This is a genomic window from Faecalicatena contorta (genome assembly GCF_003149105.1).
GTDB lineage: Bacteria > Bacillota > Clostridia > Lachnospirales > Lachnospiraceae > Muricomes > Muricomes contortus_C.
In genome coordinates this window covers 67,364-85,365 of record NZ_QGDS01000005.1, presented here as the reverse complement: position 1 = coordinate 85,365, position 18,002 = coordinate 67,364, and the positions used below count along the sequence as shown (strand labels likewise).

Below are 18,002 nucleotides of genomic sequence, written 5' to 3'. Positions count from 1 at the left end.
TTTTATAATAAATTATCTATATATTATAATATATAATATAAATAGACAGAATAGTGTTAAATGCTAATCAATTTAAACAAATTCGAATATGAGAGCGAATGGGAAGGAGGAGGGACCATGAAGATTTTATATATAGGAAGTGGCGATTACCTTGCGGCTGGTATTATGGAAAAGCTGGCAAAGGAAGAGCATGAGTTGTTTTTAATGTCTGATGAAGATATTAAAACAGAGGGAAGAAGGGCCTATCAGCACAAGTTTTTTAAGATTTCAGATAATCCTAAAATTATAGATGATATTTTTGCATCTGCTAACCCGGATGTGGCAGTGTTTACCGGGTTGACCTACATAGATAAGGACTGGAATCAAGGAAAGGGAGATTATTATTCTCTGTTATCTACTGTTTTAGAGTCAAGTGCTAAATTTGAAGTAGGACAATTTGTATATTTTTCATCTTTGGATGTTTATGGTAATCAGGCAGCCGATGATGACTCAGGAGCCTGCGGATTGTCCCCCCGGACAAAAAGAGGATTCTATCATGCTCAGGGAGAAGTTATGGTCGAGATGTACCGGGTCAAATATTCGATGTGTTGTACCATTCTCCGGTGTGCTGATGTTTTCTCAAATAAGCATATAATTGGCTCGGGAGAATTTCTGGGATGCATGGCAGAAGAAGTGAGGGAACAGGAACACATTGTTGTAAAAAAGGATAAGTTTCTGCAGCCGCTCTATATTGCAGACGTAGCAGAGGCGTTAAAACGGGTTCTCGATACAAAGGTTAATGCAGTATATCATTTATGCAGTTCATATGCATTTAAAAAATCTGAGATTTATGAAAGGCTTGCCCGTTCCCAGGGACTTGAAAGGGATATTATAGTAGAACAGGAAGCTGATGAAGGTTTGAGAGCAGAGAATAAAAAGCTTAAGAGCCAGCAGGAATGGACAGATTTCTGGCGTCTGGATAACATGCTTAACTCGAATGATATACAGTTTACAGCCAGAGAAGTAAAGGAACAAAAGCGTAGGAGAAAAGAAAACAAAGTATCAGAAGTACGCAGGACGATTGAGAATTTCATAGTATTTGGTGTGTTTTTGCTAATGTTCCACTTTACCAGTGAACATGCACTATTTTCCAAAATAGATTGGTTTTTAATTTATATTCTCCTGATTTCTTTGTTCTTCGGTATTAAACAGAGCGCATTGGCTGTTATATTATCTAGTGTGGCATATCTCAGTTATCAAAAGGTAAACTTAAGGGAAATTACTAATTTTGCATCTTATGTGCAATACATATTGATGATAGTCGAATTTATCTTCTTTGGAGTTGTTGTGGCATATGTGGTGGATTTCATTAAAGAAGAGCTTAGAATCCGCACACAGGACCTGCAGTTTATGAAAGCTGAATATGAAGAATTAAAAGAAATTAACAAAGATAATGTATTTATTAAAAATGAATATGAAAAACGGATTTTAGAATCTAAGACAGGATTGCCCAGGCTGTACTCTATGCTGAGCAGTTTGAATGTATTAGAACCTGAGAGGATTTTAATGCAGGTTATTCAAGTTGTAGGTGAACTTTTGAATACAGATACGGTGGCGGTATATAAAGTAAGTCAAAAGAGTTCCTATCTCAGGCTTGCAGCATCTATGAATCAGGAATCCACCATGGGTGGAAATTCATGGAATTTGGCCCAATATCCAAAGATTCAGGAAGCTCTGAAGAGCAATGACATTTATGAAGGAGATGTTTGGAATGGAGAACCGGCAGTTGTAGCAGCTATACGAAATAAAGAGGAATGTATTGCATTGATTGTGGTTAAGAAGCTTTCTATGGAACGAATGACGCTTTATCACATGAATATACTCAGAACCTTGGATAGTATGATTGCAGAAGCCATGAATAGAGCATTGGAGTTTGAAAATGTAGTTCAGGATTCCCGTTATATAGATAATACAAATATACTTAATACTGAGGAATTCAAAAAGATGATTGAAATTGCTGATGAAAAGTCACAGAAAAACCTGGCACCTTACAGCATTTTACGGGTAGGTCTTCCTACAGATAAGGCATATCCTATAGTAAAAAAATTACTGAGAGAAGTTGACTATGTGGGTATCAATGAACAGGGAATTCTGTATGTATTACTGAATAATGCATCAGCAAAAGATGCACGGTTTGTAATAAAGCGGTTTGAGGAGCAGGGCGTGCCGGCACAATTGATAGATGAATATTAGATAGGGGAAAAAGGTATGGATACTTTAATTTTAATTATATTATTCATAAATTTAATCAGTGCTATTCTGTTTTTTATATGGCACCTTGCCCACAGGCAGAAAAAAGCATGGATGGCTTTGTTTTTTCTGATTCTGCCGGTATTGGGATATATTGTTTATTATCTTCCGGCCTGGATTGCCCGTATCGTTGGTACCGGTAAGTACGACAGAGAATCTTTAATCAGGCGTCTGGAAATAGAAAAAGGTGTGCAAAAGCCTCAGGTAGCAAAAGAACTTAATATCATACCAGTGGAAGATGCTATGGCGGCCAGTACTAATCTGGAAAAGCGCTTATTGCTTCAGGAGCAGCTAAAAAAGGATATCTATAAGAATTACAAGGTGGTACTTCCGGCAGCCCAGGATGCAGATTCTGAATCGGCTCATTATGTAGCAGCAGCCAAGATGGAGGCATACCGCTACATGCATGAACGGATGAAAGAGAAGATAGATAAATTCGCAGAATATCCGGAGCGGGAAGATGTTTTTGACGATATGCTGAAGGTGCTTAATGAATATATTCAAAGTGATCTTTTGGCGGAGAAGGAAGCTGGGATTTATAAAAAAAGATATTGTGAGATTTTAGAGACAGCTAATCAGGAATTGAAAGCTCAGATAGATGCACCAGAATGGGCTTGCTATCTTTCTTATCTTGCCGGCAGCGGGAATTATGCACAGGCCGAAGAGACTTATGAGAAGCTGGAAGAAACCCAGAAAGATGAAAACGTCTACTTTGAGATGTTGGATATGTACTATTTTCGAAAGAACAAAGAAAAGTTTTATCAGTGTTTGGATGAATTGAAGTCATCATCAGTGTCACTGACAGCTGAAGGATTAAAGACGTTAAGGTACTGGGAGGAAAGGAGACGGTGATATGCTGTCTGTTAAACGTTTGTGTTATGTAATTCTGATTGTACTTGGTATATGTGCAATTTTCATGATATACAATCTGAATGAAAATAAGACTACGGCGGTTAGTGTGTGGAACGAAGTTGATTCGGTGGAGGAACTGATACAAGGCGAAAAAGTTGACAAATCACAAGAACCTATATTTTACATAATTGGTGACAGAGAAAAAAATGTTTATAAAGATATCTTTAAAAATGTAGAGAAGATGATGAAAGACATGAAAGTTTCTTATAGTATCAGGGATACCATCGGCACAGATGAAATGCGCGCCGGGGAGTCAGTACTTATTTTCTGTGATGATGTTATAAATACCCACGCCAACCTGCAGGAAGTATCAGCATTTCTTGAAAATGGAGGAAAAGCAGTATTTGCTGCAGGATTGGCAGAAGGATATGAAGATGCTTATTTAAATCCTGTATTAGGTATTGTAGAAAAATCGATAAAAGGAGCCCATACAGAATATGTGTTCCGTGATGGGTTTTTCCCGGTACAAAGAACAGAAATGACATACGATGGGTTTTCTGCTTCTTCATTTATCCGCATAAATGACCAGGCAGAGATTTATGTAAAAGAAAAAGAGAAAGGTGTGCCGATTGTATATTCCTATCCCTATGGAAAGGGGGAATCGCTGGTTATTAATGCAACACTTCTGGACCGGATAGAGAATATGGGATTTTTGACAAGCGGTCTTGGCCAATTGCTGGAAGATTTTATATATCCGGTAATCGGGACGAAAAGTGTTTATCTGGATAACTTCCCCATGGTTACTCATATTAATGACAAGGTTTCTATGGAACTATATGGAAGAAATACAGAATCCTTTGTACGGGATGTTATATGGCCTGTATTTCAGGGGATGGCATTGAGAAATGATGTGAAATATACCTCAAGTGTATTGGCATTATCATCCAAAGATGAATTCTTGGATATCAACCGTTCTCTATTCCAAATGATGGGGAGAGCAGCTCTGAAGTTTGACGGAGAACTGGCTTATGCATCAAACTATAAAGGATCAGGTTCATATTACCAGAATACACAGTTTATCGAAAGATTCAAAAAAAGTTTTGAGAATTATGATATCGTAAGCCTGGTTATGATGACGGACAGCGCGGTGCCGGATGCAGTTAAAGAATTGGGAGGCAGCGTACAGGCTGTCAGGGGTAATTTAAGTCAAGATAATGAGAACGAAAGGATGGCTATAGACACAGAGTTCTGGGTATTTCCAAAGGCGACCTCTGGTGCCGATATGGAAAATGGAGGACTGATGTCAATTACATCTGTTCTTGCATCCTATGGATATCTTTCACATGCAATAGATATCAACATGCTGGTAGATATGAATAAGAACAATCCGGTATGGGACGATTACCAAAAGCAATTAGGACTGTTTGAAACAGAAATATTGAGAAATACGGACTATTTGGAAGAGGCCGTATTAAAAGAGACTCAAAATATAATAAACAGTTATTTAAGTCTTACATATACTTGGAAAAAGACGGAAGATACTATTGTGATCCAGGCAGATTCTTTTCTGGATGGACAGACATTTCTGTACCAGACAAAAGGAAGGGTTAAAGAGATTGACGGAGCAGCATATGAAGAAATCAGCAAGGGATGGTATATGTTGAAGTTGCACGAAAAGGAAGCAATCATTCAATTGGAACATGAGGTGAGGTAATGAAAATATGTTTGATTTGTGAAGGCAGTTACCCTTATGTATCGGGCGGAGTATCTAGCTGGGTGCAAATGATATGTAAGGAATTTAAGGATATCGAATTTAGAATCTGGGCCATTGCAACAACCAGGGAAGAAATGTCGGAGTATAAATATCAGCTTTCAGCTAATATAAAGGAAGTAAAAACCATTTATTTAGGAGATGACACTTTTCAGGGTTCCTATAAAAAAGTAAAACTTCCCCCTCAGGAAAAGGAGATATTAAAAAACCTGATTACGGGAACAGTGGACCAGATTAACTGGAAACATACGCTGGAATTTATTAAGGCGTATAGAAAAAAGCTGATACCGATTTTGATGAGTGAAGATTTTCATAACATATGTCTGGAAGAATACGAGAGAAAGGATAGTAAGAAGGTATTCAGCCAGTATCTGTGGAGTTTTCGCAGTATGTACTTTCCTCTTATGGATATTCTCTCGGGAGACATCATCAAGGCAGATATCTACCATGCTGTATCTACCGGATACGCAGGGATTCTGGGAAGTGCGGCCTCTTACATCACAGGAAAACCATTTATTTTATCGGAGCATGGTATTTACACCCGGGAGCGGGAAGAAGACATTATCCGTTCTAACTGGGTGGAAGGTGATTTTAAAGAGTTGTGGATTGAGTTTTTTAAAAAGCTTTCTTTAATTTCCTATCATCAGGCCCAGTGCGTTACCAGCTTGTTTGATGTGAATAAGACATTACAGGTGGAGCTTGGATGCCCGGAAGAGAAGATTCGGATTATTCCCAACGGAGTGGATCCTGATGGGTTTGGAAATTTGAAGTCTAACCATCATTTTAACGAGAATGAATTTAATATAGCCGCGGTACTGCGGGTAGTGCCTATCAAGGATATAAAAACAATGATTCTTAGTTTTGACAATATAAGAGAACAGGTGCCAGAGGCAAGGCTTTATATTATGGGAAGCTATGACGAAAATAAGGAATATTATGAAGAGTGCCGTCAGTTGATTGAGCATCTGAATATCCAGGGAATTACATTTCTGGGGCAGGTAAATGTTAAGGAATATCTGGCAGAAGCAGATATCCTTCTTCTTACCAGCATTAGTGAGGGCCAGCCTTTAGCTGTGTTAGAGGGAATGGCAGCAGGAATACCATATGTATGCACCAATGTGGGGAACTGCAGAGGGCTGCTGGAAGGTGAGGATGATGATGACTTTGGAAGAGCTGGAATCGTTGTACCAATTATGGACTGTGATGCAATAGCAGATGCTGTTGTCTATTGTTATAATCATCCGGAAGCCAGAAGAAGGATGGGGAAGGCGGGAAAGGAGCGTATTAATACATATTACAGGAAAGTAGATTTTCTAAAAGAATATCGTGAACTATATGAAGAGATGGGAGGGGAACCGTAATGGCAGGTATAGGATTTGAATTAAGAAAAATATTTGGACGCCGGACACTTGCATCCCAGGTGTGGGGAAGCATTTATGCCACAATGACTACTATTGGTCCTTCTATAATATTTATTTTGCTACTGTTTGCAGTAAGATTTGCCTTGTCCCATTTTGGGGCAGGGGAACTGCAAAGCATGTTTTTTATCTCTTCTTTTACTTATGTATTTATGACCGCAATTTTGGCGGCGGCTCTTTTTAACACGATTTTATCCCGCTATATTTCGGATAAGGTGTTTGAAAAGAAGGAAGAGGATTTGGGAGCCGCATTGTTCGGAACTATGACAATGGGCAGTATTATTACCGGAATTGTAATGCTTGTATTTTGCATCCTGATGTATGTACGGGACGAAGTACCTTTGGAATTTCTATTGGTGTATTATCTTCTGGGAATTTTAGCTACCAATGCGTATAATATCATAACGTTTATATCGGCATTGAAACAATACAAAGAAATAACACTATCGTATTTTGTAGGACTGCTTATCTCCGTGCCATGTTTTCTTTTATTTTACAAGGTTTTTGAGATGCAGTTGATTATGGCAATATATACAGTACTGGTTATAGCATTCTTATTAACGAATGTCTTTTTAGTGTACTGGTGTATCAAGGCATTTGGAAAGCCAAGTGATAAATACTTTGAATTTTTAAGCTACTTCCGCAGATTTCCAAAACTGATGATAAGTGGTTTCACTTATATGCTTGGTTTTTATATTACTAATATTATCTACTGGGTATTGTCTGATTTAAGTATAAAGGTGAGTATTTTTAGGACGGCGCCAAATTATGATTTGGCAATGTTTCTTGCGATTCTTGTAAATTTATCTGCACTTGTTATTTTTGTTGTGAAGACGGAGTCAGCATTTTATGAGAAATATATTTCTTATCTGTCAGCTTTAAACCGGGGAACCTATGAGCTGATTGTAAAAGAAAAAGAGCGGATGGAAAATACGATTAAGCTTCAGTTGTTCTTTATTTATGAGGTCCAGCTTATTATTGTAATCGTATTGGTTTGTCTGGCAAATGTGTTCTTCCCTTATTTGGGAGTGAGCCTGCAGGTATTGAATATTTTCATGCTTCTGGCGATGGGACTTTATTGTGTGCTCTGTATGTATTTTACAGTGATTTTTCTGTACTATTTTGAAGATCACATGGGAGCCTGCATTCCACCGTGTGTGTTTCTTGGTATCGTAACCCTGGGAGCGTTCATATGTGCTGGAATCGGAGATCCTTTTTACCCGGTGCCGCTGATAGTGGGCGGAATCATTGGATGGATTTTAAGCTTCATCTTACTAAGGAAAAGGCTGAATAATCTGAATGCATACTTGCTCAGCCGCTAGAAAGGGGAACTTGAACTATGTTGAAAAAAAAGAATAGGGGACTTCTGGTGTTATATATATTGGTGGTTGCAGCGTTCCTTGTGTTTGCAGTACTTTATGTAAAATCCAGAATACCCGTGGAACAAAAGGTATCTAAAGCTAAAAACTCTCTGGAAGACTGGACTGTAGACGAAAGTGATATGAATGGACGTCCTATAGAGGAAGATAAATCTATTTACGGAGATGGACCGGATAATTCCATTCATGATGTGTATATCAGTGTCTTTCCCACAAAGGATGAAACTGGACAAATGATTGATTTCTCTGCATTTGGAAAACATGTTTCCAGGGATCATACTTATAACCCGACTCTGAACTGCAATATTCAGATTTTGAAAGAGAACGGACAACTAGATCCCCTTTTGAGTCTGGATCAGAGGAATGCTACAATTCGGGTGCGCGGAAATTCATCCCGGGGAGATTTGTATAAAAGCTATAAAATAAAAATGAATGAAGAGGCAACGGAGTTTGAGGGACAGTCCATTTTGAATTTGAACAAGCATTCAGAGGACATCAGCAAGGTGACTACTAAATTCTGCACAGATGTACTGGCAGAAATGGATAATATGGTAAGCTACCGGACAAACTTTATGCGAGTGTGGATTCGGGACACCTCAGTGCCGAAAGAAGAACAGAAGTTTGAATATTATGGACTATTTACCCATATTGAACAGCCAAATAAATCTTTTTTAGAGGCCAGAGGACTAAGCAGCGACGGTGAAATGTATAAGGCAAGAAATTTCAGTTTTAATTTGTCAGAGAATCTAAAGGATGTAGATGATCCTGAGTATTCACGGGAGTTATTTGAAGAAGTGCTGACAATTCGTGAAGGGACAAACCACAAGAAGATTATACAGATGGTAAAGGATGTCAATGATGAGACACAGGATTTTCAAACTATTTTTAATAAATATTTCAATGAGGAAAATTATTTGACATGGCTTGCATTTAACCTGCTGGTGGGAGCAGAAGATATTTTAAATCATAACTTCATCTTGTACAGTCCCACTAATTCAAATACCTGGTATTTTATACCCTGGGATTTTGACTCTAATATGGACTATATAGAAGAGCAGACCAACAGCGTTGTTATCAGTCAGCGGGGAGGCCAAAAACTAACTCAGGTAGTATTGCACCGCAGATATTTGAGGATTCCGGGTAATCTGGAAAAGTTACAGGCAAAAATGACGGAATTGATGGATACATATTTTACGGAAAATAAAGTAGCAGAATGGACCAACGGCTATATTCCTGTTGTAGAAAAGACCATGTGGATGAATCCAGATGTAGGATTACTCAGAAGCAAAGTACCGATTGATAAGTTAATTCCATATATCAATGGTTTTAATGATGCAATTGAAATAAATTACAATGAATTTGTTACGGCATTTCAATATCCATCTCCTATGTTCGTATCCCAGCCGACGAGAAACGAAGACGGCAGTATTCATTTAGCATGGGATATTTCCTATTCTTATCAGGGGCGTACGGTTACATATAAAGTACAACTGGCAAATGACTATTATATGAAGGACATTTTATATGAGGCTGATAATATTGTAGAAAATGGAATAGATGCTGACATTAATCTGGCGCCGGGTACGTATTATCTAAAAGTGTTTGCGGTAGATAGTGAAGGAAACGAACAGGTATCGCTGGAGCATTATGAATTTGCCGGAGCAACATTCATTTATGAACATGGTGTATTGGAATTTACAATAGAATAAGGAGGAGACTATGAGATATGACAATCAGCTGCTCCGTCATGAATTGAAGTATTATATTAACTATCATATATACCATGAATTGAGGCAGCGGCTAAAAACGGTAATACAAGTGGACCCTCATATGCCGGACGAAGAAGGGTATAAGATAAGCAGCTTGTACTTTGACGATATGTATAGTTCGGCAATGGAGCAGAAATTGGCTGGTGTCCGCTTTCGAAAAAAATTTCGTATCCGGTGTTATAATTCCAGCGACCGTGTAATACGGTTGGAATGTAAATACAAATACGATAATTACATAGCAAAGCAGGGAGCTGGACTTACACGGGCAGAATATGATTCCATTCTGTCAGGGGAGTATGGATTCCTGTTGAAAAGGCCTGAAAAGGTGTGTCAGGAATTATTCTGCTACAATCGGACAAGGCTGATGAAACCTACGGTAGTCGTAGACTATTTAAGAGAGGCATATATTTCGCCTTTAGGAAATGTACGGGTTACCTTTGATAAGGAATTGGAGGCATCTGCAGGGACGTTAGATATGTTCTCTGATGCATATGTTGCACACCGTGTCCTGCCCCAGGATTTACTGATTATGGAAGTGAAATATGATGACTATATTCCGGTGCATATTTTAAGCATAATTCAAACGGCAATGACGGATAGGTGTGCAATCTCCAAATACGTAATGTGCAGATTAAATAGAAAGATGGTGAAACACAAATGACAACTTTTTCAGATATTTTTAAAAAAGGATTTTTGCAGGAGACTGGGAACCTTACAACATCAGGATTTTTTATGTCTCTGATAGCCGCATTTTTATGCGGAATGATTGTGTATTTTATATACCGCAACTTTTACAAGGGAGTCATTTACAACAATAACTTCAATATTCTTCTTGTTATGACGAGTATGGTGACCTGTTTTATTGTAATTGTCATTAGCTCCAATGTAGTTCTTTCTTTGGGTATGGTAGGTGCGCTTTCTATCGTACGTTTCCGTTCCGCAGTGAAAGATCCCCTGGATGTGGGATTCCTGTTTTGGTCAGTTGCAGTTGGAGTTACCTGTGGTGCAGGGCTTTATTTGATATCACTGATTGCAACGTTGTCTATTGCATTAGTCTACATAGTGCTGGTAAAAATACGAAACAAAAAACGTGTATATTTGTTAATTATCAGATACCATCAGACGGAAGACGGAGAAGTGGTGAGTTCCATTGCACGTATTATTGACGGCTTACAAAAGGTGTTAAAAAACAGAACAACAACAAAAGATATTACAGAAGTTACCTATGAAGTCAGACTGAATGTAGATAACACAGCATTTGTCACAGATCTGGCTGCGACGGAAGGAGTAGACAGTGCAGTAGTAGTAGAGTTTACGGGAGATTATAGTGAATAAAAAGAAAGTTTCTGTAGTCATTTGTATTATTGGAGTTATACTATTCTTATTTTACATATTAGGTGTGGTCCAAATGAAAAAACAGTATACAAAACAGAAAGAAGATTTAAGGAATCCATCTCGTGGTTTTTATGTACAAATAAAAAGCAACAAGCTGGGGCGGGTGGAAGAACTCCATGAGGAGGGATACCGCCTTGTGCTGGTTGCTTATGATATTGCAGAATATACGGATGACAGGATTGATGATAAAAAGCTTAAGGAACTGGACGATGTGCTCGATGAAATCAGAAATTATCATATGAAGGCAATTGTAAGGCCGGCGTATGGGTTTGAAGATAGTGGGCACAACGATGCCGGTTCCTTTGTGCAGCTAGAAGAGCATGTAGAGCAGATTGCTGATGTCATCAATGCCAATAAAGATGTGATTTTATGTACACAGGCAGGATTTTTAGGTCCCTGGGGGGAGTGGCACAGCAGCATCTATTTGTCGGGAGAAGAGGAAGAAAAGAGGGAATACAGAAACAGGCTGCTTCAAAAGTTGTTGGAAGAGTATGATTCATCAATTATTATCAATGTAAGGCGGCCTAGATTTCTCAGGGATGCGCAGAAGGCCGGGCTTGATATTAGCCGGATGGGGTTTCATAATGATGGACTGCTTGCCTCGGAGTCAGATCTCGGAACTTATGATGATTTGGATTATACAAGGGAAGAAGAACTTCAATATATAAACAGCGCTATTAAAACAGGTATAAATGGGGGCGAGATGCCGGAGCTTAATTCCTTTTCAGGCGCCTCAAATGCTGCAAAAGAGTTTGGAGAATTAAAAGTTTCCTATCTGAATGCGAAGTATAATAAGGAAGTGCTGCAAAGTTGGAGAGAGGAGACTTTAGAAGGAGAAAACGGGTATACCTATATTGAAAAAAGATTAGGATACCGATACTTTGTTAAAGAGGTGAAAGTCCCTCGAAAGATAGGTGAATTACCGTTTCTTAAAGACCTTCAGCAGATAAAACTTAAAATAACAAACAAGGGATTTGCGCCCATTGAAGATGGTTATCAGGCTCAATGGGTTATAGAATACCGTGATGGGATGGTGGGGTACCAGCCTGTATTAGAAGAATTTCTATCCATGGGAAATACTGGGGAACAAGATTTGGTTTTCGATTTTAGAGATGTAAATAAGAATGATGTCTCAAGGATAGGGATTCAAATTTATGATGGCAGGCAGCAGTTCATTGCGCCGGAAGATTGTGTAGAAATTGCTAATTCGGACTTCTCTTTTGAAGAGGGGGTTAATTATATTTTAGTAATCGATGAGCAGGGCAGAATAGAATTCTTGACTCAGTTTAAAGACCATTTAAAGAAATAAAAGAATATGCTTTCTAAAGCCCGGTTCTGGCCGGGCTTATTATTTTTATTATATTGTTAAATAATCTGAAAAGGTTGTAGAAAATAGGCGAATTTAGGATTGACTTTTGGGATGAGGTGTGTAATGGTTTTGATATATGCTATACTTCTTCAACGGCTAATGTTAAAGAGGTGTGTGATGAGGTTCGTCTGATGGAATTGAGACATAGAGGGGCGAGGAGGTCGGGAGCTTGGAGACTAACAGATATGATGAGGAAATGCGCAGGCGGTTAATTGCGAGACGTAGAAGGCAGATGCGCCGCATTAGGCTGGTCCGGCGCAGGAGACGGATTGTACTGTGCATGTGCAGTGCAGTTTTTCTTGTTGTGCTTATAACAGGGCTCAGCGTCCGGGGGATTAAACAGCATGGAATCAGGAAGCAGCAGGAGGCGGAGTTAAAGCTTGGAGTAGAAGCTGTACAGGCTTGCTATGAGAATTTTTTGAAAGAGCGGGGAGGGACTTCCGATATTGTGGCCTCGAAAGGGGATACGGGCGGGGCGGCAATTGAGGCTTCCGCGGATATCGGGGAGAAAGAGGAGGGCTCTTTTGCTTCCTGGTTTATGAAGGCTTATCCTAAGGAGAAGAAGGTTATTTTGCGGGAGTCCAAAGACGGGAAGCTTTCGGCGGACGATATTTATGCAGCAGTCGGAGAGACGATGCATGTTGTTTATGACAGGTACAGAGGGTATCTGGATGATGCCGGGAAGGCTGAGGAGCAGGGAATTTACCTGAAAGACGGAAAGGCAGGTGAGCCTGCCGAAGTGGTGATTGCGGGAGATCTTTGCTTTGCGGAGGATGGATTTGTACTGGACCATTATGATACAGTGAATGATTTGTCGGAGTGTATTTCTCCGGAGGTTCTGAAAATGTCCAATGATGCAGATATCTTTTACCTAAATCATGAGTATTGTATCAGCGACAGGGGGGAACCTCTGGAAGGAAAGCTATATACATTCCGGGCAAAGCCGGAGCGGATGGGACTTTTGGAAGAAATGGGGACGGATTTAGTATCTCTGGCGAATAACCATGTTTATGATTATGGAGAGGATGCCATGATGGATACCATGGACCTTCTGGATGAGGCAAAGATCCCATATGTGGGAGGCGGACGGAATAGTGAAGAGGCGGAGCGTCCCATTTATTTTGTAGTGAACGGCATTAAGATTGGCTTTGTTGCGGCAACAAATGCGGAGATTGTATACTATACACCTAAGGCTGAGGAGGATTCTCCGGGGGTGCTGGAGGCTTATGATACTGCAGAGTATAATAAGGTGATTCAGGAAGCTGCAGGGCAGTGTGATTACCTGATTGCTTATATTCATTGGGGTGACGAAGATACAAATGATTATGCAGATTATCAGCACGATATGGGGAAGGAATTTCTGGAAGTTGGGGCCGATATTGTAGTTGGAGGCCATCCTCATGTGCTCCAGGGGATGGAATACATGGACGGTAAACCGGTTATTTACAGTATGGGAGATTTCTGGTTTAATGATGAGACAAAATATACGGGACTTTTGAAACTGGATATCAATACAAAGGGATTGGACGAGATGTCCTTTGTGCCCTGCCTGCAAACCGGATATACAACCCAGTATATCGAGGATAAGGAAGAACAGGCAGAATTTTACGAGTTTTTTGAAGAACTTTCACCCAACTTGAAAATTGACAGCAAGGGTGTATTTAAAGAAATTACGAGGTGAGAAGATGGAACACAACGAAGTTACAATCCGTATGGCAGTTTTGGAGGATGCAGAAGAAATATTGGATATTTATATACCTTATGTCACAGATTCAGCTATTTCATTTGAATATTGTCCCCCCAGTCTGGAGGAATTTCAGGACAGGATGCTCAGTATCATGAAACGGTTTCCCTATCTTGTGGCGGAAAGAGACGGGCAGATTGTGGGATATTGCTATGCTTCTGCATTTAAGAACCGGGATGCTTATGACTGGTCGGTGGAAACTACAATTTACCTGAGACGGGAATATAAGGGCGGCGGAATCGGAAGAAAATTGTATGAGAAGCTGGAGGGGATTCTTGAGGCACAGCATATTTTAAATCTGAATGCCTGCATTGCGTATCCTCATCCTGAAAGTATTGCTTTTCATGAAAAGCTGGGCTATAAAACAGTGGCTCATTTTCATAAATGCGGGTATAAATCAGGTGTATGGTATGATATGGTGTGGATGGAAAAGATGCTGGGCAGCCATGAGGTAGATCCGCTTCCGGTGATACCTGCCGGTAATCTGGACATGGAAAAGTTGTGGAATTAATTTCAAATGTGGCATGATGTATATTGACTTTTTTGATAATACAGTGTAAAGTTGCTAGTGAACTAAGAACAATTTAACAAAGCAAGCTTTCTCTTATTCAGAGCAGTGGAGGTACAAAGGACCTGTGAAGCTGCGGCAACCCCTACAAAGGAAGGTGCCAACCTGAGCGAGTAATCGAACGATAAGAGGATTGATTTATGATATATAAACAGTCCGCTTTTGTGGACTGTTTTCTTTATGTTTTTGTAGATTCATTATAGAAGACAGTTCCAGAGAGAAAGAGCTGATTTGGATTGCGGAAAAAAGCAATCCCGACATCTTAAAAGGAGAGATTGTATGGAAAAATTATTTTTTACATCAGAATCAGTAACAGAAGGACATCCGGATAAAATGTGCGATCAGATATCAGATGCTATTTTGGATGCACTGCTGGAAGAAGACCCTATGAGCCGTGTGGCATGTGAGACGTGCACAACAACTGGACTTGTGATGGTAATGGGAGAGATTACGACGAAAGCGTATGTGGATATTCAAAAAATTGTACGCAGCACAGTACGTGAGATAGGCTATACGAGAGGGAAATACGGATTTGATGCGGATACCTGTGGTGTGATTACTGCCATTGATGAGCAGTCTGTGGATATTGCATTGGGAGTTGATAAGGCTCTGGAAGCTAAGGAAAACAAAATGTCAGACCATGAGATAGAGTCTATTGGAGCCGGGGATCAGGGTATGATGTTTGGATATGCTTCCGACGAGACAGAAGAATATATGCCATACCCGGTTGCCATGGCTCATAAGCTTGCAAGACAGCTCACAAAAGTCAGAAAAGATGGAACATTATCTTACCTCCGTCCTGACGGAAAAACTCAGGTGACTGTGGAATATGATGAAAATGGAGTTCCGAAGAGACTGGAAGCAGTGGTGCTTTCCACACAGCACGACCCGGAGACAACTCAGGAACAGATCCACGCGGACATCAAAAAACATGTATTTGATGAAATCATACCGGCAGAGATGGTGGATAATAACACGAAATTTTTCATTAATCCCACAGGACGCTTCGTTATCGGCGGACCTCATGGTGACAGCGGACTTACAGGACGTAAGATTATCGTAGACACATACGGCGGAACCGCACGCCACGGCGGCGGCGCATTTTCTGGAAAAGACTGCACCAAGGTAGACCGCTCCGCAGCCTATGCGGCCCGCTATGCCGCAAAAAATATCGTAGCAGCAGGTCTGGCCCGAAAATGTGAAATACAATTATCCTATGCCATCGGAGTGGCACAGCCCACCTCTATCATGGTTGATACCTTCGGCACAGGGAAAATTTCAGAAGATAAACTGGTAGAAATCATCCGCGAGAACTTTGACCTGCGCCCGGCAGGCATTATAAAAATGCTGGATCTGCGCCGTCCCATTTACAAGCAAACAGCGGCATACGGACATTTTGGACGCAATGACTTAAATTTACCATGGGAAAAGTTAGATAAAGTTGACGCATTGAAAAAATATCTGTAAAATTAGGATGAAGCATTAAAGCGGATTCCGAGCATCTGCTTTAATACGATAGCAGGTGCGTTAATAAAAATAAAGACAGGCACCTGTTGGTGTCTGTCTTTTTTAGGAAATTCAAAAGATTCAGAAAATTCAGAAAAAGGAACGCAAAAGGGACAGTCCCCTTTGCGAAAGGGACTGTCCCTTTTGCGTTGTCTCTCGCGGCTCCTTTATGAAAGGAGTATATCATGAAGCTTAAAACGAAATTGGTGATTGCATTTATGGCGGTGATGATACTGCCCACAATTTTTACCACAATTGCAATGCATACCTTCGTCGGGCGGGGAGGCGGAGAGTTCCAGCAGTTATACCTGATGATTGTTTTCTTTACAGCAGCAATTCTAGTTTACTGGATTTACAGGACGGTGTCTGTGCCGCTGGCGAAGCTGCAAAGGGCAGCTAGGAATATTAAGGAGGGGAACCTTGATTTTGAGATAAAAAGTGAAACCGATGATGAGATTGGACAGCTTTGTCAGGACTTTGAGGAAATGCGTCTGCGGTTAAAAGCGAATGCGGAAGAAAAAATTGTATATGATAGAGAGAATAAGGAATTAATCAGTAATATTTCTCATGACCTGAAGACTCCGATTACTGCGATTAAAGGTTATGTAGAGGGAATCATGGACGGTGTTGCAGATACACCGGAAAAGATGGACAGATACATCAAAACAATATACAATAAGGCTAATGAGATGGATTTGCTCATTAATGAGCTGACGCTGTATTCTAAAATTGATACGAACCGTATTCCTTATAATTTTACAACCATTTCTGCAAAGCAGTATTTTGGGGATTGTGCGGAGGATTTATCTCTGGAGCTGGAGGCGAAGGGGGTAGAATTTGCATATCGCAATTATGTGGAGGCAGATTCAAAAGTAATCGTGGACCCGGAGCAGCTTAGGCGTGTGATCAACAATATTGTGACAAATTCCCTGAAATATATGGATAAACCAAAAGGGAAGGTTACAATGAATTTGAGAGATGTGGGGGATTTTATCCAGGTAGAGCTTGGAGATAATGGAAAAGGAATTAATGCAAAAGATTTGCCGTTTATTTTTGATCGGTTTTACCGAACGGATGCTTCACGAAATTCTTCAAAAGGCGGAAGTGGTATCGGGCTTTCTATCGTCAAGAAAATCGTTGAAGAACACGGAGGTAAGATTTGGGCGGCAAGTGAGGATGGGGCTGGAACAATAATGTATTTAGTAGTTAGAAAATATCAGGAGGTACCGTTGGATGAGTAAGAAAATCTTGATCATCGAAGATGAAGAAAGTATCGCTGACCTGGAAAAGGATTATTTGGAGCTCAGCGATTTTGTAGTGTCAGTGGCGAATGATGGGGAAATGGGGCTCAAGGAGGCTCTGGAAGAGGATTATGATCTGATTATTCTGGATCTAATGCTTCCGGGAGTTGATGGGTTTGATATTTGCCGTCAGGTGCGTGACCAGAAAAACACACCAATTATTATGGTTTCCGCGAAGAAGGATGATATTGATAAAATCCGGGGACTGGGATTAGGTGCAGATGACTATATGACAAAGCCATTCAGTCCAAGTGAACTTGTAGCACGTGTTAAAGCACATTTGGCAAGGTATGAGCGTCTGATTGGAAGTAATGTGGAAGAAAATGAAATTATAGAAATCCGGGGACTGAAAATAGATACCACAGCAAGGCGGGTATGGGTCAATGGAGAGGAGAGGTCATTTACCACCAAAGAGTTTGATTTGCTGACTTTTCTTGCAGGACACCCGAATCATGTATATACAAAGGAAGAGCTGTTCCAGGAAATCTGGGATATGGAATCTATTGGAGATATTGCGACTGTAACCGTTCATATTAAAAAGATCCGCGAGAAGATAGAATATGACACCTCTCATCCACAATATATTGAGACGATTTGGGGAGTGGGATACCGGTTTAAGGTATAAGTGAAGGAAACAGGGG

The 18,002-nt window shown here is 40.2% G+C and carries 14 protein-coding genes and 1 riboswitch; all 14 genes read left to right on the top strand.

Going from position 1 to position 18,002, the window contains the following annotated elements; translation table 11 throughout:
• The first annotated feature begins 117 nt into the window (after positions 1 to 117).
• The 14 genes from A8805_RS10070 to A8805_RS10005 all read left to right on the top strand — a co-directional run bounded on the left by A8805_RS10070 (position 118) and on the right by A8805_RS10005 (position 17,986).
• Positions 118 to 2,232, top strand: coding sequence for an NAD-dependent epimerase/dehydratase family protein (locus A8805_RS10070; RefSeq protein ID WP_181392797.1), 2,115 nt, complete (start codon positions 118 to 120; stop codon positions 2,230 to 2,232).
• A gap of 15 nt (positions 2,233 to 2,247) precedes the next feature.
• Complete coding sequence (locus tag A8805_RS10065; RefSeq protein ID WP_109710693.1) at positions 2,248 to 3,141, top strand: hypothetical protein; 894 nt, start codon at positions 2,248 to 2,250, stop codon at positions 3,139 to 3,141.
• A 1-nt stretch (position 3,142) separates the two neighbouring features.
• Positions 3,143 to 4,855, top strand: a complete 1,713-nt coding sequence (locus tag A8805_RS10060) for a DUF2194 domain-containing protein (RefSeq protein WP_109710690.1) — start codon at positions 3,143 to 3,145, stop codon at positions 4,853 to 4,855.
• Positions 4,855 to 6,273, top strand: a complete 1,419-nt coding sequence (gene pelF / locus A8805_RS10055; protein ID WP_109710688.1) for a GT4 family glycosyltransferase PelF — start codon at positions 4,855 to 4,857, stop codon at positions 6,271 to 6,273. The genes A8805_RS10060 and pelF overlap by 1 nt, the downstream gene beginning before the upstream one ends.
• Entirely contained in the window at positions 6,273 to 7,652 is a 1,380-nt protein-coding gene (gene pelG / locus A8805_RS10050; RefSeq protein WP_109710686.1) for an exopolysaccharide Pel transporter PelG, read from the top strand. The genes pelF and pelG overlap by 1 nt, the downstream gene beginning before the upstream one ends.
• 17 nt (positions 7,653 to 7,669) lie before the next feature.
• Positions 7,670 to 9,418 carry a CotH kinase family protein gene (locus A8805_RS10045; protein WP_109710684.1) on the top strand — a complete coding sequence of 583 codons (1,749 nt, stop codon included), beginning with the start codon at positions 7,670 to 7,672 and terminating at the stop codon, positions 9,416 to 9,418.
• Positions 9,419 to 9,428: 10 nt separating this feature from the next.
• A complete protein-coding gene (locus A8805_RS10040; RefSeq protein ID WP_109710682.1) occupies positions 9,429 to 10,139 on the top strand; it encodes a polyphosphate polymerase domain-containing protein in 711 nt (236 codons plus the stop codon).
• Complete coding sequence (locus tag A8805_RS10035; protein WP_109710680.1) at positions 10,136 to 10,813, top strand: DUF4956 domain-containing protein; 678 nt, start codon at positions 10,136 to 10,138, stop codon at positions 10,811 to 10,813. Before A8805_RS10040 ends, A8805_RS10035 begins: the two co-directional genes overlap by 4 nt.
• A 73-nt stretch (positions 10,814 to 10,886) precedes the next feature.
• Positions 10,887 to 12,182 (top strand): DUF4874 domain-containing protein, encoded by a 1,296-nt coding sequence (locus A8805_RS10030; protein WP_146199440.1) that lies wholly within the window; start codon positions 10,887 to 10,889, stop codon positions 12,180 to 12,182.
• Between the two features lie 229 nt (positions 12,183 to 12,411).
• Entirely contained in the window at positions 12,412 to 13,923 is a 1,512-nt protein-coding gene (locus tag A8805_RS10025; RefSeq protein WP_242992331.1) for a CapA family protein, read from the top strand.
• Between the two features lie 4 nt (positions 13,924 to 13,927).
• A complete protein-coding gene (locus A8805_RS10020; RefSeq protein ID WP_109710676.1) occupies positions 13,928 to 14,497 on the top strand; it encodes a GNAT family N-acetyltransferase in 570 nt (189 codons plus the stop codon).
• A gap of 90 nt (positions 14,498 to 14,587) precedes the next feature.
• A riboswitch (SAM riboswitch) is annotated at positions 14,588 to 14,685 on the top strand.
• Positions 14,686 to 14,833: 148 nt separating this feature from the next.
• Complete coding sequence (gene metK, locus A8805_RS10015) at positions 14,834 to 16,021, top strand: methionine adenosyltransferase (RefSeq protein WP_109710674.1); 1,188 nt, start codon at positions 14,834 to 14,836, stop codon at positions 16,019 to 16,021.
• A gap of 224 nt (positions 16,022 to 16,245) precedes the next feature.
• Positions 16,246 to 17,301 carry a sensor histidine kinase gene (locus A8805_RS10010; protein WP_109710672.1) on the top strand — a complete coding sequence of 352 codons (1,056 nt, stop codon included), beginning with the start codon at positions 16,246 to 16,248 and terminating at the stop codon, positions 17,299 to 17,301.
• On the top strand, positions 17,294 to 17,986 hold the full coding sequence (locus tag A8805_RS10005; RefSeq protein WP_109710670.1) for a response regulator transcription factor: 693 nt from the start codon (positions 17,294 to 17,296) through the stop codon (positions 17,984 to 17,986). The genes A8805_RS10010 and A8805_RS10005 overlap by 8 nt, the downstream gene beginning before the upstream one ends.
• Positions 17,987 to 18,002 lie beyond the last annotated feature (16 nt).